The following is a 22,251-nucleotide window of genomic DNA, read 5'->3' on the forward strand; positions in this document are numbered from 1 at the left end:
AGCATGAAGAATTTACTCAACCCGGCGCAGGCATGGTGGAGCTCGATCAGTCAGCGTGAACAGCGTCTGGTGCTGGTGTGCGGCGGACTGCTGTTGCTTGGTCTGGTGTATTGGGGGGTGGTGCAGCCACTGCAGCAACGCAGTGAAAACGCCCGGACCCGCATTCAGTCGGAGCAGCAGTTGCTGCAGTGGGTCAAATCGACCGCCGATGACATTATCACCCTGCGTCGTCAGGGCGGCGTGGTGCGCACCAATCAGCCGTTCAACCAGGTGATTGCCAGCTCGACGCGGGATTTCAATATTGAGCTGATCCGGGTGCAGCCGCGCGGAGAAATGATGCAGGTCTGGGTTCAGCCGTTGCCATTTTCTCAGTTGGTGGCCTGGATAAACTTCCTGCGTGAGAAGCAGGGGATTGATGTCGAATTTATGGATCTGGACCGCGGCGCAGCGCCGGGTCTGGTTGAAGTCAAACGCTTGCAGTTAAAACGAGGCGGATAATGAAAGGTGTGATTGGATACGTCAGCGTATTTGTGGTGGTGGTGCTGATTAGTGCGCTTGTCCATATCCCGGCCTCGTTGGTGGTCAAATACGCGCCGCTGCCACGTGCTCTGCAATTGCAGGGCGTCAGCGGTACTCTGTGGCAGGGCAGTGCGGAGCAGGTCAGCTGGCAGCGTAATAAACTGGGCGCCGTGCAGTGGAACTGGCAATGGTCGGCTTTGCTGGGGGCGAAAGCTCAGGCTACGGTGCGTTTTGGCCGTGGCAGTGATCTGGAGATGCGCGGTAAAGGTGTGATCGGCTATGGTCTGAGTGGCGCTTTTGCCCGTGATCTCGTGGTGTCTATGCCCGCTCAGCAAGTGGTGCAAGCACTGCAGCTGCCTGTGCCTGTCACGGCGCAAGGTCAGGTCGAACTGACGGTACGTGATTTCCAGTACGGGCAACCGTGGTGCAGCGCCGCCAGTGGTAATCTGGTCTGGACACCGAGTCAGATTGGTTCACCGCTCGGTGAGCTGCAACTGGATCGTGTGATGGCTGATGTGCAGTGTCAGGATAACGTCGTGACAGTCAATGGCAACCAGAATAGTGCCCAGGTCAGTGCAGAATTTTCTGCAGAGCTTAACGCGGCACGTCGTTATCAGGCCAAGGGCTGGTTTAAGCCCGGGGCAGAATTTCCGCCGCGTCTGAGCGAGCAGCTTAATCTGCTGCCACGTCCCGATGGGCAGGGGCGTTATCAGTTTACCCGCCAGGGCAGGCTGTAACTATGTTCCACTGTGGTGAGTGACCAAATCAGCAAGGGCGAGTTAGAACTCGCCCTTTTTTGTCTTTTGGCAACGCAGTGCGCACTCAGTCTTTGATTTGTAGAATCTGATCCCACGGCAGGTCAGCGTCACCGAGTACGATAAAGTTAGGATTTTCCAGCGTATCGCGCTCGTTGTAGGACAATGGCTCAAGCTGAGTACTGAGAATACGTCCGCCAGCTTCTTCGACAATGCATTGAGTGGCCGCAGTATCCCATTCCCCGGTCGGCCCCAGGCGCAGATAACAGTCTACGGCGCCCTCGGCGACCAGACAGGCTTTCAGTGCGGCCGAGCCGAGTGGTACCAGCTCATAGTTCCACTGGCTGCTCAGGCGCTTGGTGATGCGGTTGATGTCCTGACGGCGGCTGATGGCCATCGCGATCGGCTGTCCCGGCAGTTCATGTTTGTGTGAGCGGATACGCAGGCTGTCTGACATGTCCGGGATCTTCCACGCCCCTTTGCCAGCATAAGCGTAGTAAATCACGCCGGACACCGGGCCGTACACCACGCCCATCACCGGACGATTATGCTCGACCAGAGCAATAATTGTGGCAAAGTCGCCGCTGCGGGCAATGAATTCCTGGGTGCCGTCGAGCGGGTCAACCAGCCAGTAGCGTTGCCAGGTTTCACGGGTGGTCAGGCTGATGTTCGCCGCTTCTTCCGACAGAACCGGGATGTCCGGGGTCAGTTCCGACAAACGTTCAGTGATCAGTTTATGCGCAGCTAAGTCGGCGCTGGTGACCGGGGTCTCGTCACTCTTGGTGAATGCTTCGTACGATTTGTTTTCGTAGATGTCGAGGATAAGTTGTCCAGCTGAACGTGCAATACTGATCACGTCAGGCAGCAGATGGGAGAGATCTTTCGCGGTTGGCATACGCTTTCCTATAACTCTGCGGGTCAGGATTTCAGATGACGCAGTGCCAGCAGCAGGGCGGTAATGCTGCGGGCTTCGCTGAAATCTAAATGGGTCAGCAACTCTTCGGCCTGCTCAAGCGGCCAGCGCACCAGTTCCAGCGGTTCCGGTTCGTCGCCATCCAACTGTTCTGAGTATAGATCCTGCGCAATGAAGAGTGTCATGCGGCTGGAAAAATAAGAGGGAGCCAGGATAACCTCTTTGAGCGCAATTAACTCGCGGGCACCAAAACCGATCTCTTCTTTCAGCTCGCGTACCGCCGCCTGTTGCGGGGTTTCACCCGGATCGATCAGGCCTTTGGGAAAACCGAGTTCATAGTTTTCGGTACCGGCGGCGTATTCCCGGATTAACAGCAGGTCACCTTGTTCGGTCACCGGCACCATCATCACTGCGTTGCGGCCGCTCGGTTTCATCCGTTCATAAGTGCGTTGCTCACCATTAGAAAAACGGAGATCCAGGGCTTCAATCGAGAACAGCTTTGACCTGGCCACTGTACTCTTGGCCAGAATCTCCGGTAATAATTTGGATGGCATACGCTAACTCCTTCGCTTTCAAACGTTTCTTACTATATGAGAAAATTCTGCAGCTGAAAATGTTCTGTTTTAACAGGCGGCCAGATTGGTGTGAATAAAAAGAAAAAAAGCTGATGCACGGCATCAGCTTTTGATAATGGGTTGCTTAGTAGTAAGAGTGCTCACCACGGTCATGCTCAGTCTGGTCACGCACCGCAGTCAGTTCACCTTCAAACTGAGCCAGCAGTTCTTTTTCGATGCCTTCTTTTAGCGTCACATCCACCATAGAGCAGCCGTTACACCCGCCGCCGAATTGCACCAGCGCAACGCCGTCGTCAGAGATTTCGATCAAACGTACGTGACCGCCGTGACCGGCAAGTTGTGGGTTAACCTGGGTTTGAATCGCATATTCAACACGTTCCATCAGCGATGCGTCATCAGACACTTTACGCATTTTGGCGTTAGGTGCTTTCAGGGTCAGTTGTGAGCCCATTTTATCGGTGACAAAATCGATCTCTGCCTCATCCAGGAACGGCAGGCTCAATTCATCGATGTACGCGGAAAAGGCGCTGTATTTGATCTCTGTATCAGTGGCTTCTACTGCTTCTGGTGGACAGTAAGAGACGCCACACTCTGCATTCTGCGTTCCCGGGTTTACCACGAAGACGCGGATGTTGGTGCCTTCCGGTTGCTGAGCCAGAAGCTTGGCAAAGTGAGACTGGGCGTTTTCTGTAATAGTAATAGTATTTGACACGACGAATACCTGAGTAAATTTGTAGGCTATTTAGTCACCATTCTACTCCTGTCGAGCCGAGGATCCAGCCCTTTTTACTGACGCTTTTTGCATCAGATTCAGCTTCCCGGCTCAGGAGTACGGCATATACAGTAAATATCAAGCCTTTTGACCCCCACATCAAGCAGTAAATTGCATAATTGCCGCATGGTACTGCCTGTGGTGACCACATCGTCGACGATAGCAATATGGCGACTGGCTGGTGGTTCACTGAGGCGGAATGCCTGAGTCAGGTTACGGGTGCGTTCGCGTTTATTCAGTCCCTGCTGCATGGCGGTGGCACGTACCCGTTGCAACAGCTGCGGCTGGTAATGACACTGCAGTGCTTGACTCAGCGCCCGCGCCAGCAGATCACTCTGATTGAAACCACGCAGCCAGTAACGGCGCCAGTGCAGGGGCACTGAAGTGAGAAGCGGAGCCGGATCCGTGATGCGTGTTGCCAGTAAACCGGCCAGTGACGGTGCCTGCCAGAACTGACGCTGATACTTGAGTTTATGCACCGCCTGACTGAGTGGAAAACGGTAATCCCCGAGACAAATCAGGCGTTGCCAGGGCGGTGGCGAGCGCAGGCATTCACCGCATTGTGTGACCGGCATCGGGCTTGGCAGTCCGCAGCGCTCGCATCGCGGTTGCGGCGTATACCACTCGAGGCAGGCGGCGCATAAGCCGTGCGTATCCTGCTTGGCCAGCGGCAGGCGGCACAGCGGGCAGGCCGGAGCCAGCCAGGAAAGCATGGTTTTTTGAAGCTGATTCGCTAACATAGGATCTTCTTAAATGGCAGCTGTGGGGTTGATTGTGACCGGTTGGGCTGCCTGGTGAGCATGGAATGAGTAGGAGAAAGTGTGACTATGGCGGCAGACTTGTATTGGCAGGTAAGTGGTAGCGGTCCGGATCTGGTGTTGGTGCATGGCTGGGGCATGAACGGGGCTGTGTGGCAACAGACCGAGCAGCGTCTGGCGCAGCATTTCACTGTCCATGTGGTGGATTTACCCGGCTACGGTCACAGTGCGCATCTGCATGCTGACAGCCTGGAAGCGATTGCCCGGCTGTTGATTCTTAAGGCCCCCAGACAGGCGATTTGGGTTGGCTGGTCGCTGGGCGGATTGGTGGCCACGCATATGGCACTGCATCACAGCGATTATGTCGCGAAACTGGTCACAGTCGCATCGTCACCTAAGTTTGCGGCTGAGCGGCCATGGCGCGGTATTCAGCCCCAGGTCCTGAGCGCGTTTACCGATCAACTGGTGGAAGACTTCCATGCCACCATTGAACGTTTTATGGCGTTGCAAGCCATGGGCAGCCCTTCCGCGCGGCAGGATGTCAAAACCCTCAAGCAGGCGGTGTTATCGCGTCCGACCCCGAATCCGGATTCGCTGCTGGCCGGGTTGCAGATGCTGGCGGACGTCGATCTGCGTGAGCAACTGGCGCATATTTCCGTGCCGTTGCTGCGTCTCTATGGCCGCCTCGATGGATTGGTGCCGGTCAAAGTTGCCCACGATCTTGCGCAGGTGGTGCCACACAGCCAGCAATATATCTTCACAGAATCGTCCCATGCGCCGTTTATGACCGAATTTGATGCGTTTTGTCAGCAACTGGTTGCGTTTGGCGGGCCAAAGTAACGGATGTGGATGATTTTTGGCCCGGACGGACAAATAAGACTAAATTTTGTCCTGTTCTGGCCGATATAAAATCAGGCCCGGGTAGCAGCGAATTGCAACGGGCCGGGCGATACTGAGGAGGTTTCGGCTATGATAGTGTCACCGACCAATGTCGGCGTGCCACTCATCGCCCCATCAGTGAACGTTCCGACAGAACAGGTTGCGCGCGATAACCGCGCCCGTGAACCTGTGACGCCGACCGTAGCGCTGACCAAAACCCACGCTGAACGTAAGATTAAAGCAGATGACAAACGACGCAGAGACTCATCCTGGGATCCGGCCGAACATCCGGGCTATGAACTGGATGCGGAGGATGGGGTCGGTTGGGAGGGCGATGATCAACCGTCCAGTGAACTGGAACGACTGTTCGGATTGCTGGCATTAGCCAGCTACAGTGAAGAGCAGGGCAAGGGTTATGCGATGCGGTTTCGCCTGCCGAAACGCGTCATTGATGAAGCGATAACTGAGGGCAAAATGGCGCAGCGCCGCACCGTGATTAAATACCACTACGGTCAGGCTGTGGCGCCCAATACACCGTCAGAAGTGATTGCAGTCCTGTAGTGATCGCGTCAGTGATGAGACTGAAATAAAAATCCCCGCCCGGTAGCCCGGACGGGGATTTTTTCTGTGCGAGTAAAGGCTTATTTCTTGGCTTTGGCAAAAGCTGCGGCAAACGCCCCGCTCATCGCTCCGCCGGACTGTGTTTCCTCGCGGCGGCGTGGTTTACGTTCTGCGTTTGGTGCGCTGGCGCGCGCGCCACGGCTTTCCTGACCCGGTTCATCGTTAAGACGCATGGACAGGGCGATTCGCTTACGCTGCACATCCACTTCCATCACTTTGACTTTGACGATATCGCCGGCTTTGACCACTTCACGCGGGTCAGAAACAAAACGGTCGGTCAGGGCAGAAATGTGTACCAGGCCATCCTGATGGACACCGATATCGACAAATGCGCCGAAGTTGGCCACGTTGGAAACCACGCCTTCCAGTACCATGCCGACTTCAAGATCGGACACCTGATTGACGCCGTCGGCGAACGTGGCGGTTTTAAATTCCGGGCGTGGGTCACGGCCGGGTTTATCCAGTTCTTTAATGATGTCGGTTACGGTCGGCACGCCGAAATGTTGGTCGGTGTAATCAACTGCGCGCAGACCACGCAGAAACTCACTGTTACCTATCAGCGTCTTAATCTGCTGCTGATTCTTTTCGGCGATCGCTTTGACGACCGGGTAGGCTTCCGGGTGCACCGCAGAACCGTCGAGCGGATTCTTGCCGTGCATGATACGCAGGAAACCGGCACACTGTTCAAATGCTTTGGGCCCCAGACGGGCGACTTTTTTCAGCGCGGTACGCGATTCAAAGCGGCCGTTTTCATCGCGATAATCGACGATATTCTGCGCCAGAGTACTCGACAGGCCCGCGACGCGGGTTAGCAGAGCCGGGGAGGCGGTGTTAACATCGACACCGACGGCGTTCACACAGTCTTCCACCACCGCATCAAGACGTTTGGCGAGCAGAGTCTGGCTGACATCGTGCTGGTACTGACCAACCCCGATTGATTTCGGGTCAATTTTAACCAGCTCGGCGAGCGGATCCTGCAGACGACGTGCGATAGACACGGCGCCGCGCAGCGAGACATCCAGGTTCGGAAACTCTTTCGCGGCCAGTTCAGAGGCCGAGTAGACCGATGCCCCAGCTTCGCTGACCATGATCTTCTGCACTTTGAGGTTGCCACGCTTAATCAGATCCGCGGCGAAGGCATCGGTTTCGCGCGAAGCGGTACCGTTACCGATCGCAATCAGATCGACATTGTGCTGTTTGACCAGCGCGGTCACGCTCGCCATGGCGCGATCGTACTGGTTTTGTGGCTGGTGCGGATAGATGGTATCGGTCGCCAGGACTTTGCCGGTGGCATCTACCACGGCCACTTTACAGCCGGTACGCAGGCCCGGATCCAGACCCAGAGTCGCACGCGGGCCTGCCGGTGCTGCCATCAGCAGGTCTTTAAGGTTAGTGGCGAACACTTCAATGGCTTCGATTTCAGCGCGCTCTTTCATCGCACTCATCAGCTCGGTTTCCATATGCATCGATACTTTGATGCGCCATGACCAGCTGATGACCTGCTTACGCCACGCGTCCGCAGCCGCCTGGCTGAGATGAATGCCGTAATGCTCGGCGATCAGGGTTTCGCAGTACGACTGGCGTACGCCCTCTTCCTGCTCCGGATCCGCATTGAGGGTCAGGGTCAGAAAGCCTTCGTTACGGCCACGCAGCATCGCCAGAGCGCGATGGGAAGGTGTCTTACTGATCGGCTCCTGATGGGCAAAGTAGTCTTTAAACTTCTCCCCGTCGCGCTCTTTACCTTCGACCACGCGCGCCACGATATGAGCGTTACGGTTGAGGTGCTGACGAATCTTTTCCAGCAAATCTGCATCTTCGGCGATACGTTCCATGATGATAGCGCGTGCGCCATCCAGAGCCGCTTTGCTGTCTTCGATGCCGTGTTGCGCAGCAAGATATTTGCCTGCTTCCAGCTCCGGATCGGTGTGCGGATGATGCCACAAGGTATCCGCCAGAGGCTCCAGACCGGCTTCAATCGCGATCTGGCCTTTGGTGCGGCGCTTCGGTTTATACGGCAGATACAAGTCTTCGAGACGGGTTTTGCTGTCGGCATCAATAATCGCCTGCTCCAGTTCCGCAGTGAGTTTACCCTGGTCCTGAATCGATTTGAGGATGGTTTGACGGCGGTCGTCCATTTCACGCAGGTAGGACAAGCGGCTGTCCAGGGTGCGCAGTTGAGTGTCATCCAGCCCGCCGGTGACTTCTTTACGGTAGCGGGCGATGAATGGCACTGTGTTGCCGTCGTCAATCAGTTTGACGGCGGCGATGACTTGCTCTGAGCGAACGTTCAGCTCTTGGGCAATCGAATGACAGATAGCTAAGCTCATGGTTGGTATCACTTGTTACAACAGACTTCTTGATGTGGGGACAAGATAGTCTATTTTAAACGTTTACCGGCGTTGTCAGAGCAGATTCAGCGACAGAAGTGCTACGTTGTGCACAAATGCAGTGGCGATAGGCCCCATAGGTCATCCAGGAGTAGCCCAGTAATTCCAGACCTTCCTGCAGCGCGCTTTTCAGCACATAGTCATAGTCATCGCCCATGATGTGTTCCCACAACAGGTGACCACTGCCAAATACACGGCTGAACACCAGCAGCAGCAGAACGCCACCGACCATAAAGACATACTCACGTGAACGGGTATAGTCTGCCATCGGTGCCAGTACGGAATCTTTATAACGGGTCATCGCCATGCCGATACAGGTCGCGGCGGTGATCGCGGCCGGGATCTGCCAGAAGCCGTGCCAGATGTAGTCCAGGAACTGATCGAGTTCGCGGATCAGAATGCAGGCAAAAAAGCCGCTGACCAGCAGGTAAAAACCGCGTGACGACGGGGTGGTTTTCGCGGCGCGGGCAAACATCAGCATGGAGAGTAATACGAAACCCTCTTGAGCTAGTTCGGTCACTGAGATTTCGCCGACATCGTTTTTAAGCACGGCCAGATCGAGATAGAGTGCCAGAGGAGCGACAAGCAACAGAGCGATGATGGCGATAAGCTCTTTGCTGGCGTTGAAAATTTGCTGTTTTGCATCAGGTGCGGACATAATGGTTTTGACTCCGAAAAGGTAACTCAGAATCGCGTAATTCTATTAAAACAGTGTTTTTTAATCTAATAAAACAACCTAAAATGTTCTGTTTTTATCTTTTTATAAATTTGTAAGATTTTGATTATTAATTATTTTGTGGATTAAATGAAAACGAAACTTATTACTCGTGAAGGGTTTAATAAACTCAAAAAAGAGCATGATTTTCTCTGGAATGAACGGCGTCCTGAGGTCACCAAAATTGTGACATGGGCCGCAAGCTTGGGTGATCGCTCTGAAAACGCTGATTACACTTTCAACAAACGACTGCTGCGCCAGATCGATCGCCGCGTGCGCTTCCTGCGTAAATTGCTGCCGGAACTGACCATAGTTGACTACTCGCCGCAGCAGGATGGCAAGGTGTTTTTTGGTGCCTGGGTGGAGATTGAAAACGAAGCCGGTGAGATGAAAAAGTTTCGAATCGTCGGTCCGGAAGAAATTTATGGTGATGAGGTCAAAAATTACATATCAATTGACTCACCAATGGCGCGTGCGCTGCTGAAAAAAGAGGTGGATGATGAATTTGTCGTCAGGACGCCAAGTGGCGATAAAGTCTGGTTCATCAATAGCATTGAGTATAAAATAGATGCATAGAAACTAGTTTATTATCATTTTTGCTCTGTTTTGTGAAAAGCTGGCATAGTTTCAGTTATCCGTATGTTTTATGATAAAAGTCTGACGCGAGGTCAACCCGGGCGGAAACCTGTCGCCACTGATTAGGAAAAGTATGCAGCGAAAAACCAGACCCACCTTACAAGACATTGCTGACCAGGTGGGGATTACCAAAATGACGGTGTCGCGTTATTTGCGTGACCCGGGCTCGGTAGCCCAGAAAACCCAGCAAAAAATCGCCGCTGTAATTGAAGAGCTGGGTTATATTCAGAATCGGGTACCGGCGATTTTGTCCAAATCCTCCAGCCGTGCTATCGGTATTATTCTGCCCTCGTTGTCGAATCAGGTGTTCGCTCATTTAGTGCAGGGGATTGAGTCTGTGACCAAGCAGGCCGGCTATGACACCCTGATAGCCCACACCGGTTACAGCTCGAAGGAAGAAGAAGAAAAAATTGCGGCGTTACTGTCGTATCGCGTCGATGGCCTGATCCTGACCGAAACCAACCATACGGAACGCACCCTGCAGATGCTGAGATCAGCCGCGGTGCCTGTGGTGGAAACCATGGAGATCCCGGCCTGCCCGATTGATATGGCTGTGGGGCTGGATCATGAGCAGACATCGTATGAAGTGGTGCAGGAGATGCTGGCGCGCGGGCGGAAAAATATTGTCTATCTCGGCGCCCGGCTGGATACCCGGACCCGGTTACGGATGCAGGGCTACGAGCGTGCGATGCGTGATGCCGGTCTGGAGCCACAACAGATTTCAACCGGTGAACACTCCAGTTTCACCATAGGTGGAGTGTTGCTGGAAAAAGCGCTGGCGCAATGTCCGCAGCTCGATGCGATTTTCTGTACTAACGATGACGTGGCGATTGGGGCCATGATGTACTGCGCCCATAAAGGCATTGAGGTACCGAAACAGATTGCGGTGGTCGGCTACAATGCGTTGGATATCGGCCAGGCGATTATTCCTAAGCTGACCAGTGTGGAGACGCCGCGTTTTGCGATTGGCAAGAAAAGTGCAGAATTACTCTTAGCGGCGCTGGCCGGAGAGGAAGCGGAGCAGAAAGTCTACGATCTGGGCTACCGCCTGACGATCGGAGACAGTCTGTAATAGCACGGGCTGACCAGGTCAGCCCGTACAGGCCGGTTTTAAGGCTGTTTACAGCGCTGGAAACAGAAAGGTTGCGCCCTGATCGGCAGCGGTGACCTGCTGGCGCGCCAGAGCAAACAGTTCGCGTCCCCAGTCGTGCTGATCGGCTTCACTGGCTGGAACTGTGGCGCTGCGCTGGCTGAGGTCAGCCAGACAGGTCAGTTCGCCATTTTGGGCATCCAGCCGCAAAATATCCCCGTCTTCTACCAGGCCAATCATGCCGCCCCGCAGAGCTTCCGGCGACATATGAATCGCGGCCGGGATCTTACCCGAGGCGCCGGACAGGCGGCCGTCGGTCACCAGGGCGACTTTGAAACCGGCTTTTTGCACGTTGCCGAGGATCGGCATCAGTTTGTGCAGCTCCGGCATCCCATTGGCTGCCGGGCCACTGTAGCGTACCACGACCACACAATCCTGATTCAGCTCACCGCGTTGATAGGCGGCTTCTACCGCATGCTGCGAGTTGAAGACTTTCGCTGGTGCTTCAATCAGATGATGCTCAGCTTTGACCGCGGAAATTTTAATGACACTCTGACCCAGATTGCCTTTCAGCACCTTAATACCACCGCTGGTCTGATAGCAGGTCTGCTTGGCGGCAATGACGGCCGGGTTGAGGGTGTCACCACATGGCTGCCATACCAGTTCACCGTCAGCGAGCTGCGGGCGTTGGAGCTGCAGGGAAAAATCACCGATAGCCGGGGTGACACTGCGGTGTAACAGAGCGCGTTCATCCAGGCGGGACAACAGCATAGGGACGCCGCCGGCCGCTTCGAACTCGTTGATATCGGCCGTGCCGTTCGGATAAACGTTGGTCAGCAGAGGTACCACGTCAGACAGGTCACTGATATCCTGCCAGGTCAGGATCAGACCGGCAGCCCGCGCCAGCGCGACCAGATGAATGGTGTGGTTACTGCTGCCGCCGGAGGCGAGCAGGGCAACCAGTCCGTTAACCAGGCTTTCTGCCGTGACCACTTCGCTCAGCGGTCGGTAGGCCGGAGTGCCCGGCGCCATGGCAGCGATCGCTTTGGCGGCATACTCAGTCAGCGCAGTGCGCAGCGGGCTGTCCGGATGCACAAAAGCCGAGCCCGGCAGCATCAGTCCCATCGCCTCAAACACCAGTTGGTTGGTGTTGGCGGTTCCGTAGAAGGTACAGGTACCCGGTGAGTGGTAAGAATTACACTCCATTTGCAGCAGCGCATCGCGGCCGACTTCACCGGCGGCGTATTTCTGGCGCACATCGACTTTTTCTTCGTTGCTGATCCCGGTCGCCATTGGCCCGGCCGGGATAAATGCGGTCGGAAGGTGCGCATAAGCCAGCGCGCCCATCAGCTGGCCCGGGGCAATCTTGTCACAGATACCGAGCAGCAGGGTGCCGTCAAACATGTTATGGCTGAGCGACATCGCGGTCGCCTGAGCGATCAAGTCACGGGAAAACAGTGACATGTCCATACCCGGTTGCCCCTGAGTCACGCCGTCGCACATCGCAGGGACACCACCGGCAATCTGGGCAGTATGGCCAACCGGGGCCAGGGCGGCTTTGATTTGATCCGGATAATCTTTGTAGACCTGATGCGCACTGAGCATGTCATTGTAGGCGGTGATGATGGCCAGGTTGGCACGGGTCAGATCGAGAATGTTTGATTTCTCACTCTGACAGGACGCCGCAATCGCATGAGCCAGATTACCACATGACAGGCTGGCTTTGCCTTTGCCGCTGGCGTGCTGCTGGGCTGTTTTGGCCAGAAAGCGTGCCCGCAGCTCGGCACTGCGTGAGCGAATGTTGTCGGTCACCTGCTGAATATGCGGATGGGTCATGCCGTTGCCTCCTGCTGGTACAGCGCATGCACGGCGTGCTCAACCACGACATCGATATCGTCAGCAATCGAGATGTTCAGTACGTCGGTTTCACTGTTATCTGGGCGCTGTAGCGCCGCAAACTGGCTGTCAATCATATGAGTTTTCATAAAGTGACCTTGACGAGCCTGCATACGCTTGATGATCAGAGATTTATCACCATCAAGAAAAACAAAAGTGACGCTTTGGTTGCCGTCACGAATCTGATCACGGTAACTTTTTTTCAGCGCAGAGCAGACGATGACACCGCGTTCGCTCTTGTTTTCCAGGCTGAATGCTGCATCGCGGATACGCTCAAGCCAAGGCGCGCGATCGTTATCATCCAGTGGTTCACCGCGGCGCATTTTTTCAATGTTGGCGCGGGGATGAAGGTCATCGCCATCAATGAATTTGGCGTTGAGACGTTGGGCAATCTTGGCACCGATGGTGCTTTTTCCGCAACCACTCACGCCCATAACGATAATACTGCTACCCGTCATACTGACTCCTTAATCGCGAGATCTGAGCGAGATCTCAATTTTAAAATCTGCCGTAAGAATTGACTTTATCTTAGTGGTGTTATCGGTAACATGTTACCCGTAACTTTTGAAATTGTGAACTAATACACAAACATCCAATCCTTGATAAAGGTGAACAAAATGGAACAATTAGCACAGAGCCCAGACCCTACCCAGCTGTTGCTTATCGCTGCCGCCGCTATTGCTGCACTGCTGGTTTTGATCATGAAATTGAAGGTGCACGCTTTTGCCTCGCTGACGTTGGTGAGTTTCGGTACTGCGCTGGCAACGGGTATGCCGAGCGATAAAGTCGTGCCGACTATGCTGTCTGGACTGGGCGGCACGTTAGCCTCAGTGGCCCTGTTAGTTGGCCTGGGTGCCATGATAGGTAAAATTCTTGAGGTGACCGGTGGCGCGAAAGTGTTGGCGGACACCCTGATTAGCCGCTTCGGCGAGCACCGTGCGCCAATGGCGCTTGGTGTGGCATCGCTGATGTTTGGTTTTCCAATCTTTTTCGATGCCGGTCTTATCGTGATGATGCCGATTTTGTTCAGCGTGGCTAAGCGTCTGGGCGGTTCGCCGATCAAATACGCGTTCCCGGTCGCGGGGGCGTTTGCTGTGATGCATGCGTTTGTACCGCCGCATCCGGGCCCGGTGGCCGCTTCCGATCTGCTGGGCGCAGATTTAGGTCTGCTGCTGCTGGTCGGTTTGCTGATTGCGATTCCGACCTGGTATTTCGGTGCTTATCTGTTCAGTATCTATGCCGGTAACAAGTATGTGATTTCCCTGCCGAAAGCGTTTATGAACACCGAAGTGATGTTCAAAGACAAGCAGGATCTGCCGAAGTTTTCTACCGTGCTGCTGATTCTGCTGCTGCCGGTGATTCTGATTTTCCTCGATACTGGTCTCAATACTCTGTCTGTTGCCGGTGTGGTCGATGGCCAGCAGCCAGTGGTGGAATTTCTGCGTATGCTGGGTAAAACCCCGATTGCACTGCTGATCACTCTGCTGGTGTGTCTGGCGGTATTTACCGGTAAGTACGGTAAGCATAAACTGGAAAAACTGTGTACTGATTCTCTGGCGCCGATCTGTGCGGTGATCCTGGTCACGGGTGCCGGCGGTATGTTTGGTGGTGTACTGCGCTCAAGCGGTATCGGCCAGGCACTGGCGGATGTGCTGGCGCATACCGGTATGCCGGTGATTGTGGCCGCGTTCGTGATTTCGACCTGTCTGCGCGTGGCGCAAGGCTCTGCAACCGTCGCACTGACCACTACCGCAGCACTGATGGCACCGATTGTCGCCCAGACCACCGGACTGACTGCCCTGGATCACTGTTTTATCGTGATTGCGATTGCCGGTGGTGCCACGGTACTGTCTCACTTTAATGACTCCGGTTTCTGGCTGGTTTCTCGTCTGCTTGAGATGGATGAGAAAACGACCCTGAAAACCTGGACTGTAATGGAAACGCTGCTGGGGACGATCGCTTTTGTTATCGCCGCGGGTCTGAGCGTAATTTTATAAGGCTGACTGATAATGACTCTTGAACAACAACTGCAACAAATCAAAATTGTTCCGGTAATTGCGATTAACCACGCCGACCAGGCTGTGCCTCTGGCTAAAGTGCTGGTTGAAAATGGCCTGCCGTGTGCTGAAGTCACCTTCCGTACTGACGCGGCACAGGAATCGATTCGTCTGATGCGAGAAGCTTATCCTGATCTGCTGATCGGGGCCGGTACCGTGCTGACTACTGAGCAGGTGGATCAGGCAATTGCAGCGGGCGCAGACTTTATTGTCAGCCCGGGCCTTAACCCGACCACAGTCAAATACTGTCAGCAACGCGGCATTGCGATTGTACCTGGCGTGAATAACCCGAGCCTGGTTGAGCAGGCGATGGAGCTGGGCCTGAAAACCGTGAAGTTCTTCCCGGCTGAACCGTCAGGCGGCACGGCGATGCTGAAAGCACTGAGCGCCGTGTATCCGGTGCAATTTATGCCAACCGGCGGCGTCAATCCTGGTAATGTGCAGGAATACCTGGCGATTAAAGCGGTAGTGGCGTGCGGCGGCACCTGGATGGTACCGAGCGATCTGATGGATAAGGGTGACTGGGACGCGATTGCTAAACTGGTGCGCGAACTGTAAGTTCTCGCCTGAGCCGGTCACTGTCATCCACATAAGCCAACCCTGCGGTTGGCTTTTTTTTGTCTCTGCGTCAGGTCGCAGCTTAGAGATGAGGAGTGGGCTATGATAAAAGCAACATCACACAGCGCTGCCTGGTTGGTATGATGACTTAGCCACCTTGGCTGACAGGGCTTAAGTTAGTAATAAACGTTAACAATTCTTTGAGCCCTATCATGCGCAACAGTGTTACATTTTACTCGCTTCTTTCGCTTTAAGAAGCAGACACTTATTCGTGGGACAGGACAGATGCAAGAAAATCATAAAATATTAGTCGTGGATGATGATGCCCGCTTGAGAGCCCTGCTCGAACGCTATCTCTCGGAGCAAGGGTTCCAGGTACGCAGCGTGGCCAATAGTGAGCAGATGGATCGCCTGCTGACCCGTGAAACCTTCCATTTAATGGTATTGGATCTGATGTTGCCGGGTGAAGATGGTTTGTCGATTTGCCGCCGTCTGCGTAATGCCAACAACATGATCCCTATCCTGATGCTGACCGCCAAAGGTGACGAGATCGACCGAATCGTCGGTCTGGAAGTCGGGGCCGATGATTATCTGCCTAAACCGTTTAATCCGCGTGAGCTGCTGGCCCGTATCAAAGCGGTGCTGCGCCGCCAGGTAACCGAAGCGCCCGGAGCGCCGAGTGCCGATGACAAGATTGTGGAGTTCGGTGAGTTTCGCCTTAATCTCGGCACGCGCGAAATGTTCCGCGGTCAGGAAGCGATGCCGTTGACCTCAGGTGAATTTGCCGTGCTGAAAGCGCTGGTGACTAATGCCCGTGAACCGCTGTCGCGCGACAAACTGATGAATATGGCCCGCGGTCGCGAGTATTCGGCCATGGAACGCTCCATCGATGTGCAGATTTCCCGTCTGCGTCGTATGCTGGAAGTCGATCCGAGCAAACCGCGCTACATTCAGACCGTATGGGGGCTGGGTTATGTGTTTGTGCCGGACGGTAAGGAAGCCAGTTAATCCGATCTCCGTTTCAGTGCCAGCCTGTCTGGCACTGATTGTCCTGCATTGAAAGGTATCCCATGCGCATTCGCAGTTCATTTAGCCAGACCATTGTGCTGTTTTTTACCCTGCTGGTCGCAAGCCAGGTCTACTCCTATTACGCCCTGTTTAACTATGCGCTGATGCCTAGTCTGCAGCAGTTCAATAAAATTCTCAGTCATGAAATCAGTCTGATGCTCGATGATTCGATGCACATGGATGAAAACGGTCTGGTCATGGACGCACCGTTGCGCCGCCGTGTGCTGGAACAGCTCGGGGTCAGTATCTATGCTGAAAACAGTCCGCAGGCCGAGCCGTATCATCACTCCGTCGCGATTGATTTGATGAGTGAAGAGATGAGTGAGCAGCTCGGTTCGCCGACCGAAGTGCGTATGGGCGCGGGAGAAGACAGCTATGTGCTGTGGATGAAGATCGATATGCTGCCTGGTCAGGTGCTGCGGATCCCGCTCTCAGAACTGCAGGAAGAAGATTTTGCGCCGCTGTTTCGTAACAGCATCATTATGGCGGTGCTGATTGTGCTGGGTGGCTGGCTGTTTATCCGTTTGCAGAACCGACCGCTGATTGCGCTCGAAAAAGCGGCCAAATCGGTCGGACGCGGGGCGATTCCACCGCCGCTGCAGGAAAAAGGGGCCAGTGAAATTCGTTCGGTAACCCGGGCCTTTAATCAGATGTCGAAAGGCATTCAGGCATTGGAGGAGGACCGGGCACTGCTGATGGCCGGTATCAGTCATGACCTGCGTACGCCGCTGACCCGGATTCGTCTTGCGACCGAAATGATGTCGCCGGAAGAGAGTTATCTGGCGGAAAGCATCATCAGTGACACCGAAGAGTGTAACGAGATCATCAGTCAGTTTATGGATTACCTGAAACCGGTCAATCGCGACAGCTTTGAAGCGGTCGATCTCAATGCGATTGCCAATGATGTCGCGACCTCGGAAGGCGGTTATGCGGTGCATATTGAAACTGACCTGCACCAGAGCATGGAAGATGCGGTCGGTAATCCGATTGCGATCAAGCGTGCGGTGAGTAATCTGGTGGTGAATGCGCTGCGTTACGGTAATGGCTGGGTTAAGGTCAGTACCGGTCTGACGGCCGATAAGAAAATGGCCTGGGTGTGTGTCGAAGACAACGGTCCGGGTATAGATTCATCCCAGGTCAATAAGCTATTTGAACCCTTTACCCGCGGCGATACGGCGCGCGGCAGTGAAGGTACCGGGCTGGGGCTGGCTATCGTGAAAAGGATTGTCAGCCAGCACGCCGGAGCGGTGGCGGTCAATAACCGCAGCGAGGGTGGCCTCAAGGCCCAGATCAGTTTCCCGACGCGCTGAGCGCCAGCTTAACTGCAAAGCCATAAAAGAGGCTCGCCATATGGCGAGCCTCTTTTATGGGTAACCCGTTACCGCAAGGGCGGTGAAGCGTATCCGCCAGGTTGTGCTGGCAGACTGGCGCGGATCAGTCGCTAACCTGCGCTGCGCTTTGTTCCGCTTGTTTATGGTCTGGCAGCAGCAGGTTGAGCAGGATGGCCGTGATACCGCCGGCGGCAACGCCTGATGAGAAAATACTCTTAATGAATTCCGGCATAAACTGCAGGATCTCCGGCTTTTGTGCGATGCCAAGGCCCATAGAAAAAGAGAGCGCCATAATGAGAATTGCGCGGCGGTCGAGATCAACGCGCGAGATGATACGTACGCCTGCCGCGGCAATAGTACCGAACATTACGATGGTCGCACCGCCCAGCACCGGCTCCGGGATCAGCTGGACAAAGCTGGCAACACCAGGGAACAGGCCCAGCAACACCAGCATCGCGGAAATAAAGTAACCCACGTAGCGGCTGGCGACACCAGTCAGCATGATAATACCGTTATTCTGGCTGAAGGTGGAGTTCGGGAAGCTGTTAAATACCGCCGCCAGTGCCGAGTTGATGCCGTCGGCCAGCACGCCGCCTTTAATCCGTTTCATGTAGACAGGACCTTTGACCGGTTCACCGGACACTTCCGAGGTGGCGGTAATATCACCAATCGCTTCGAGCGCAGTGATGAGGAAAATCAGTACCAGCGGGATAAACAGGGACCAGTCAAAGCTCAGGCCGTACTGCATCGGGATAGGCAGGGCAACCAACTGGGTAGCGCTCAGTTTGCTGGTATCCACCATGCCCATCAGGTAGGCCATGATGTAGCCGACCAGCATGGCAATTACGATTGATGCTACGCGCAAATACGGGTTACGCGCGCGGTTAAGCAGGACAATAATCGCCAGGACCGTGCCCGCCAGAGCGAGTTTGTCGAGGCTGCCGAAGGTGCCGTCGCCCAGCGCCGCATAGCCGCCACCCATCGAAACCAGGCCAACCTGAACCAGGGTCAGGCCAATCAGGGTGACCACAATGCCCGATACCAGCGGAGTAATAATACGCTGCGCGTATTCCAGCACCCGCGACAGCAGAATTTCGGCAAACGATGCCAGCAAAATGGTGCCGAAAATCGCCGCCATCATGGTCGGTACATCAGCACCGCCGGCTTTAAGTGCCAGACCGGCCCCGATAATCGGACCTAAAAAGTTAAAACTGGTGCCCTGAATGGACAGCAAGCCGGAACCAATCGGACCAAAGGTACGAATTTGGATAAAAGAGGATAAGCCGGACGCAAACAGCGACATGCTGATGATGGTGTTGGTCTGATCGGCAGGTACGCCGAGAGACTGGCAGATGATCAGTGATGGCGTGATCACGGCAACGAACATGGCCAGCAGGTGTTGCAGGGCGGCAAAAATCGTATGCGGTAAAGGTGGGCGATCATTGAGCTGATAAACCAGCTCGGATGGACGCGCAGCGTGTTGGGTTGTCATGGCAGTTTCCTAAATTGTAAATGCACTTTGTGTATGCGCTGAATGGGCACGTAAAGCGGAACACGGAACATCTCTGTGATTGCTGTTAATCAGGTCCGGTTCTGGAGTTCTACCCGCTACGCCAATGGCGGCCGAGCCGCTTGGCGCACCGGGTATAAAGGTAAACGTTTGCGTTTACTCGTTTTGGGCGGCGATTATAAAACGTTTGACCATGAAAGCAAACGATTGCTGTAGGAGTGGGAAGAGCCGTTGTTCTCGCTCAAACGGCGCCTGTTCGGCGCTGTTTATGCTTTGACTTATGCTTTGGCGTAGACGTCGCGCTCGCCGAGCCAGCGCTCAATAATCGCACTGGCGTGCTCGGGGTATTGGTCGTGAATGTGGCGCGCAATGCGCTGAACTTCAGGAATAAGGCGCTGATCGCGAACCAGATCGGCAATTTTGAAATCGGCCATGCCGGTCTGCTTGGTACCGAGCAGTTCACCCGGACCACGAATTTCCAGATCGCGCTGGGCAATGATAAAACCGTCATTACTTTCACGCAGCACGGCGAGGCGCTTTTGCGCGGTCTTGGAGAGCGGAGCGTGATAGAGCAGCACACAGTGGCTGGCGACAGAGCCGCGTCCAACCCGGCCGCGTAATTGATGCAACTGAGCCAGGCCCAGCCGCTCCGGATTTTCAATGATCATCAGGCTGGAGTTCGGTACATCCACCCCGACTTCAATCACAGTGGTCGCAACCAGCAAATGGAGCTGGTTGTCTTTGAATGCCTGCATCACCGCCTGTTTCTCGGCCGGTTTCATCCGCCCGTGCACCAGGCCGATTTTGACGTCTGGCAGCTTGCGCTGCAGATCTTCGGCGGTATCCGCTGCAGCCTGGGCTTCCAGCACTTCCGACTCGTCAATCAGGGTACATACCCAGTAGGCCTGCTTGCCTTCGGTCAGGCAGGCATGGCGCACCCGTTCGATGATGTCATCGCGCTTGGTATCGGGAATGGCGACGGTCTGAATCGGCGTGCGGCCGGGTGGCAGTTCGTCGATAATCGAGGTTTCCAGGTCGGCGTAGGCGGTCATGGCCAGGGTACGCGGAATCGGGGTAGCCGTCATGATCAGCTGATGTGGATAGCTGCCCTGACGGGCGCCTTTTTCGCGCAGTTCGAGGCGCTGGTGGACGCCAAAACGGTGCTGCTCATCGATGATCACCAGAGCCAGATTATCGAACACCACGTGTTCCTGAAACAGGGCGTGAGTACCTACTACCATTTTGACTTCACCGCTGGCTATGCGCTCCAGCTCGGCCTGTTTGGCTTTACCTTTCAGTTTGCCCGCCAGCCAGCCGACTTTGATGCCCATACTTTCAAACCAGTTGGCAAAGTTGAGCGCGTGCTGCTCGGCCAGCAGCTCGGTCGGGGCCATCAGAGCGACCTGACAGCCGTGCTCAATCGCCCGCACCGCAGCCAGAGCCGCAACCAGGGTTTTGCCTGAGCCGACATCGCCCTGCACCAGGCGCATCATCGGGTGGGGTTTAGCCAGATCGGCTTCGATCTCGCTCACCACCCGGGCCTGGGCATTGGTCGGAGTAAACGGTAACTGGGCGAGCAGCTGCTGTTTGAGCGTATCCGCTACTGGCAGCGGCAGGGCGCTATCTTGCTGGCCTTTACTGCGCACCGCCAGCATCGACAGGTTCTGCGCCAGCAGCTCTTCCATTACCAGGCGGATCTGGGCCGGATGGCGGCCTTCATCAAACAGGCTGAGGTCAATATCGGCCGGCGGACGGTGAATCGTATGCAGCGCTTCGGCTAACGTGGTTTGATGATCATACAGTCCGGCAGGCAGTAATTCCTGCACGGCGGCTTTGTCGAGCAGGGCCAGAGCCTGGTCGGTCAGATTACGCAACGTGAGCTGGCGCAGGCCGTCAGTCGCCGGGTAGACCGGGGTCAGATTGGGTTCGCTATCTGGGTTTTGTGCCGGGGCAAAGAATTTGTAATCGGGGTGGATAATTTCTAACCCGCCATTGCCACGCTTAATTTCCCCGTAAGCATGCACTAACTTACCTTCGGCGAAATTGTTTTTCATCCCGGCAGTGAAGTTGAAAAAACGCAGCGTCAGTGAGCCGTTGCCGTCGCTGATTTTGACCGTCAGCATTTTACGCCGCCCGAACAGGGTATCGACCGCCATCACTTTGCCCTGTACCGCAGCCCACAAGCCAGGGTGCAGTTTAACGATGGGATAGACCCGGGTACGGTCTTCATAGCGCAGCGGCAGATGGAACAGCAGATCCTGGACACTGCTCAGCCCGATTTTTTCCAGTTTTTCGGCCACTTTAGCGCCCACTCCGGAGAGTGAGTTTAACGGAATTGCGGAAAGAAGCTGCGACATAAATTCAACCAGATACTCATTGACGAGTTAACTATTCAACCATTGGACTGTCTATTTGTACAGGGGCAATTAGTGAACAGCGCGCAATTACGCGCTCTGCATCGCCTTCCACCAGTCTTGGTCTGCAACGATTTGCCCTTCATCATCCAGTTGCGGGTAGGCCAGACCTTTACGCTTGGCCACTTTAGCCAGCACTGGGTGACCACGTTCGAACAGGATGCGCTGAATCGTTTCATCCGGTAATGGGCTGACATCGCGCTGATACATACCGGCGTCCTGACGCTGGCGCTGTGCTTCATACAGGATCAGCGCACCGGCCACCGATACATTGAGTGACTGCACCATGCCGACCATAGGGATGACGATATCCTGATCCGCTAATGCCAGGGCCTGCTTGGAAATACCGACTTTTTCACTGCCGAGGATGATAGCGGTTGGCTTGGTGTAATCGATACTGCGAAAATCGACCGCCTGATCCGACAGATGAGTGACCAGCACTTGCATGCCCTGTGCTTTAAGATGTTGAATGGCTTCCAGCGTAGTGTCGTGAGTTTCCACTTCGACCCAGTTACGTGCACCGGCCGAGGTGTGGCCGAGAGTACGCATCTGCTCATTGGGCCACACCGCATGGATTTTATGCAGGCCGACCGCGTCTGCGGTGCGGATCACGGCGGAGACATTGTTCGGTTTGTGGACTTCTTCCAGGCAGACCGTCAAATCGGTCTGGCGTGCTTTCAGTACTTGCTGAATGCGGGAGTAACGCTCTGAGTTCATGTTCGGATTCTTCAGTTAATAGTATGGCCGTTTCCTCCGGGCGGGCCATATGAATAAAAATGCCCCTGATAGGTTGGCCT

21 protein-coding genes are annotated in these 22,251 nt (G+C 54.9%); 10 read left to right on the plus strand and 11 right to left on the minus strand.

Features of this window, described 5'->3' with window-relative positions; all coding sequences use genetic code 11:
* Window positions 1-3 precede the first annotated feature (3 nt).
* The gene (locus tag KNV97_RS19685) at window positions 4-498 is read left to right on the plus strand and encodes a type II secretion system protein M (RefSeq protein WP_136485449.1); all 495 of its coding nucleotides are present in this window, start codon (window positions 4-6) and stop codon (window positions 496-498) included.
* Entirely contained in the window at window positions 498-1,256 is a 759-nt protein-coding gene (locus tag KNV97_RS19690; protein WP_218562621.1) for a type II secretion system protein N, read from the plus strand. The genes KNV97_RS19685 and KNV97_RS19690 overlap by 1 nt, the downstream gene beginning before the upstream one ends.
* An 85-nt stretch (window positions 1,257-1,341) precedes the next feature.
* Here the strand turns inward: KNV97_RS19690 and cysQ are convergent, their stop codons facing one another.
* From cysQ to KNV97_RS19710, 4 genes are all read right to left on the minus strand, one after another.
* Window positions 1,342-2,169 (minus strand): 3'(2'),5'-bisphosphate nucleotidase CysQ, encoded by an 828-nt coding sequence (gene cysQ / locus KNV97_RS19695; protein WP_136485445.1) that lies wholly within the window; start codon window positions 2,167-2,169, stop codon window positions 1,342-1,344.
* 23 nt (window positions 2,170-2,192) lie between these two features.
* Entirely contained in the window at window positions 2,193-2,741 is a 549-nt protein-coding gene (nudE, locus tag KNV97_RS19700) for an ADP compounds hydrolase NudE (RefSeq protein WP_136485443.1), read from the minus strand.
* Between the two features lie 145 nt (window positions 2,742-2,886).
* A complete protein-coding gene (gene nfuA, locus KNV97_RS19705; RefSeq protein ID WP_136485441.1) occupies window positions 2,887-3,474 on the minus strand; it encodes a Fe-S biogenesis protein NfuA in 588 nt (195 codons plus the stop codon).
* Window positions 3,475-3,572: 98 nt separating this feature from the next.
* Window positions 3,573-4,274 (minus strand): phosphoribosyltransferase family protein, encoded by a 702-nt coding sequence (locus KNV97_RS19710; RefSeq protein ID WP_136485439.1) that lies wholly within the window; start codon window positions 4,272-4,274, stop codon window positions 3,573-3,575.
* Window positions 4,275-4,361: 87 nt separating this feature from the next.
* Here KNV97_RS19710 and bioH point away from each other — a divergent pair, with 87 nt between their 5' ends.
* Complete coding sequence (bioH, locus tag KNV97_RS19715; RefSeq protein WP_136485517.1) at window positions 4,362-5,132, plus strand: pimeloyl-ACP methyl ester esterase BioH; 771 nt, start codon at window positions 4,362-4,364, stop codon at window positions 5,130-5,132.
* Between the two features lie 129 nt (window positions 5,133-5,261).
* A complete protein-coding gene (locus KNV97_RS19720) occupies window positions 5,262-5,732 on the plus strand; it encodes an ATP-dependent Lon protease (RefSeq protein ID WP_136485437.1) in 471 nt (156 codons plus the stop codon).
* An 80-nt stretch (window positions 5,733-5,812) separates the two neighbouring features.
* On the opposite strand, the gene KNV97_RS19725 is transcribed toward KNV97_RS19720, so the two are convergent.
* Window positions 5,813-8,119, minus strand: a complete 2,307-nt coding sequence (locus KNV97_RS19725; RefSeq protein WP_218562622.1) for a Tex family protein — start codon at window positions 8,117-8,119, stop codon at window positions 5,813-5,815.
* A gap of 55 nt (window positions 8,120-8,174) precedes the next feature.
* Entirely contained in the window at window positions 8,175-8,837 is a 663-nt protein-coding gene (locus tag KNV97_RS19730) for a hypothetical protein (RefSeq protein WP_136485432.1), read from the minus strand.
* 147 nt (window positions 8,838-8,984) lie between these two features.
* On the opposite strand from KNV97_RS19730, the gene greB reads away from it, so the two are divergent.
* The gene (greB, locus tag KNV97_RS19735) at window positions 8,985-9,470 is read left to right on the plus strand and encodes a transcription elongation factor GreB (protein ID WP_136485430.1); all 486 of its coding nucleotides are present in this window, start codon (window positions 8,985-8,987) and stop codon (window positions 9,468-9,470) included.
* A 133-nt stretch (window positions 9,471-9,603) separates the two neighbouring features.
* Window positions 9,604-10,602 (plus strand): LacI family DNA-binding transcriptional regulator, encoded by a 999-nt coding sequence (locus tag KNV97_RS19740; protein WP_218562623.1) that lies wholly within the window; start codon window positions 9,604-9,606, stop codon window positions 10,600-10,602.
* 48 nt (window positions 10,603-10,650) lie between these two features.
* Here the strand turns inward: KNV97_RS19740 and edd are convergent, their stop codons facing one another.
* Both edd and KNV97_RS19750 read right to left on the minus strand, forming a co-directional pair.
* Window positions 10,651-12,456 (minus strand): phosphogluconate dehydratase, encoded by a 1,806-nt coding sequence (edd, locus tag KNV97_RS19745; protein WP_136485426.1) that lies wholly within the window; start codon window positions 12,454-12,456, stop codon window positions 10,651-10,653.
* A complete protein-coding gene (locus KNV97_RS19750) occupies window positions 12,453-12,974 on the minus strand; it encodes a gluconokinase (protein WP_136485424.1) in 522 nt (173 codons plus the stop codon). Before KNV97_RS19750 ends, edd begins: the two co-directional genes overlap by 4 nt.
* 159 nt (window positions 12,975-13,133) lie before the next feature.
* Here KNV97_RS19750 and KNV97_RS19755 point away from each other — a divergent pair, with 159 nt between their 5' ends.
* The 4 genes from KNV97_RS19755 to envZ all read left to right on the plus strand — a co-directional run bounded on the left by KNV97_RS19755 (window position 13,134) and on the right by envZ (window position 17,509).
* Window positions 13,134-14,513 carry a GntP family permease gene (locus KNV97_RS19755; RefSeq protein ID WP_136485422.1) on the plus strand — a complete coding sequence of 460 codons (1,380 nt, stop codon included), beginning with the start codon at window positions 13,134-13,136 and terminating at the stop codon, window positions 14,511-14,513.
* Window positions 14,514-14,525: 12 nt separating this feature from the next.
* Window positions 14,526-15,131, plus strand: coding sequence for a bifunctional 4-hydroxy-2-oxoglutarate aldolase/2-dehydro-3-deoxy-phosphogluconate aldolase (locus tag KNV97_RS19760; RefSeq protein ID WP_136485420.1), 606 nt, complete (start codon window positions 14,526-14,528; stop codon window positions 15,129-15,131).
* A 285-nt stretch (window positions 15,132-15,416) separates the two neighbouring features.
* The gene (gene ompR / locus KNV97_RS19765; protein ID WP_136485418.1) at window positions 15,417-16,139 is read left to right on the plus strand and encodes an osmolarity response regulator transcription factor OmpR; all 723 of its coding nucleotides are present in this window, start codon (window positions 15,417-15,419) and stop codon (window positions 16,137-16,139) included.
* A gap of 62 nt (window positions 16,140-16,201) precedes the next feature.
* Entirely contained in the window at window positions 16,202-17,509 is a 1,308-nt protein-coding gene (gene envZ, locus KNV97_RS19770) for a two-component system sensor histidine kinase EnvZ (RefSeq protein WP_218562624.1), read from the plus strand.
* 124 nt (window positions 17,510-17,633) lie between these two features.
* On the opposite strand, the gene KNV97_RS19775 is transcribed toward envZ, so the two are convergent.
* The 3 genes from KNV97_RS19775 to trmH all read right to left on the minus strand — a co-directional run bounded on the left by KNV97_RS19775 (window position 17,634) and on the right by trmH (window position 22,171).
* A complete protein-coding gene (locus KNV97_RS19775; protein ID WP_136485414.1) occupies window positions 17,634-19,022 on the minus strand; it encodes a uracil-xanthine permease family protein in 1,389 nt (462 codons plus the stop codon).
* A 296-nt stretch (window positions 19,023-19,318) separates the two neighbouring features.
* On the minus strand, window positions 19,319-21,397 hold the full coding sequence (gene recG, locus KNV97_RS19780; protein ID WP_218562625.1) for an ATP-dependent DNA helicase RecG: 2,079 nt from the start codon (window positions 21,395-21,397) through the stop codon (window positions 19,319-19,321).
* Window positions 21,398-21,484: 87 nt separating this feature from the next.
* A complete protein-coding gene (gene trmH / locus KNV97_RS19785; RefSeq protein WP_218562626.1) occupies window positions 21,485-22,171 on the minus strand; it encodes a tRNA (guanosine(18)-2'-O)-methyltransferase TrmH in 687 nt (228 codons plus the stop codon).
* Between the last annotated feature and the right edge of the window lie 80 nt (window positions 22,172-22,251).

Source organism: Vibrio ostreae, from assembly GCF_019226825.1.
Classification (GTDB): Bacteria; Pseudomonadota; Gammaproteobacteria; order Enterobacterales; family Vibrionaceae; genus Vibrio; species Vibrio ostreae.

What these genes read in the sequence shown, in the direction of transcription:
- KNV97_RS19720 (WP_136485437.1), top strand. Translation starts at nt 5,262, where the DNA reads ATGATAGTGTCACCGACCAATGTCGGCGTGCCACTCATCGCCCCATCA.
- greB (WP_136485430.1), top strand. Translation starts at nt 8,985, where the DNA reads ATGAAAACGAAACTTATTACTCGTGAAGGGTTTAATAAACTCAAAAAA.
- trmH (WP_218562626.1), bottom strand. Translation starts at nt 22,171, where the DNA reads ATGAACTCAGAGCGTTACTCCCGCATTCAGCAAGTACTGAAAGCACGC.
- recG (WP_218562625.1), bottom strand. Translation starts at nt 21,397, where the DNA reads ATGTCGCAGCTTCTTTCCGCAATTCCGTTAAACTCACTCTCCGGAGTG.
- KNV97_RS19775 (WP_136485414.1), bottom strand. Translation starts at nt 19,022, where the DNA reads ATGACAACCCAACACGCTGCGCGTCCATCCGAGCTGGTTTATCAGCTC.
- bioH (WP_136485517.1), top strand. Translation starts at nt 4,362, where the DNA reads ATGGCGGCAGACTTGTATTGGCAGGTAAGTGGTAGCGGTCCGGATCTG.
- edd (WP_136485426.1), bottom strand. Translation starts at nt 12,456, where the DNA reads ATGACCCATCCGCATATTCAGCAGGTGACCGACAACATTCGCTCACGC.
- KNV97_RS19730 (WP_136485432.1), bottom strand. Translation starts at nt 8,837, where the DNA reads ATGTCCGCACCTGATGCAAAACAGCAAATTTTCAACGCCAGCAAAGAG.
- nudE (WP_136485443.1), bottom strand. Translation starts at nt 2,741, where the DNA reads ATGCCATCCAAATTATTACCGGAGATTCTGGCCAAGAGTACAGTGGCC.
- envZ (WP_218562624.1), top strand. Translation starts at nt 16,202, where the DNA reads ATGCGCATTCGCAGTTCATTTAGCCAGACCATTGTGCTGTTTTTTACC.
- KNV97_RS19760 (WP_136485420.1), top strand. Translation starts at nt 14,526, where the DNA reads ATGACTCTTGAACAACAACTGCAACAAATCAAAATTGTTCCGGTAATT.
- KNV97_RS19755 (WP_136485422.1), top strand. Translation starts at nt 13,134, where the DNA reads ATGGAACAATTAGCACAGAGCCCAGACCCTACCCAGCTGTTGCTTATC.
- KNV97_RS19750 (WP_136485424.1), bottom strand. Translation starts at nt 12,974, where the DNA reads ATGACGGGTAGCAGTATTATCGTTATGGGCGTGAGTGGTTGCGGAAAA.
- KNV97_RS19710 (WP_136485439.1), bottom strand. Translation starts at nt 4,274, where the DNA reads ATGTTAGCGAATCAGCTTCAAAAAACCATGCTTTCCTGGCTGGCTCCG.
- ompR (WP_136485418.1), top strand. Translation starts at nt 15,417, where the DNA reads ATGCAAGAAAATCATAAAATATTAGTCGTGGATGATGATGCCCGCTTG.
- KNV97_RS19690 (WP_218562621.1), top strand. Translation starts at nt 498, where the DNA reads ATGAAAGGTGTGATTGGATACGTCAGCGTATTTGTGGTGGTGGTGCTG.
- KNV97_RS19685 (WP_136485449.1), top strand. Translation starts at nt 4, where the DNA reads ATGAAGAATTTACTCAACCCGGCGCAGGCATGGTGGAGCTCGATCAGT.
- KNV97_RS19725 (WP_218562622.1), bottom strand. Translation starts at nt 8,119, where the DNA reads ATGAGCTTAGCTATCTGTCATTCGATTGCCCAAGAGCTGAACGTTCGC.
- KNV97_RS19740 (WP_218562623.1), top strand. Translation starts at nt 9,604, where the DNA reads ATGCAGCGAAAAACCAGACCCACCTTACAAGACATTGCTGACCAGGTG.
- cysQ (WP_136485445.1), bottom strand. Translation starts at nt 2,169, where the DNA reads ATGCCAACCGCGAAAGATCTCTCCCATCTGCTGCCTGACGTGATCAGT.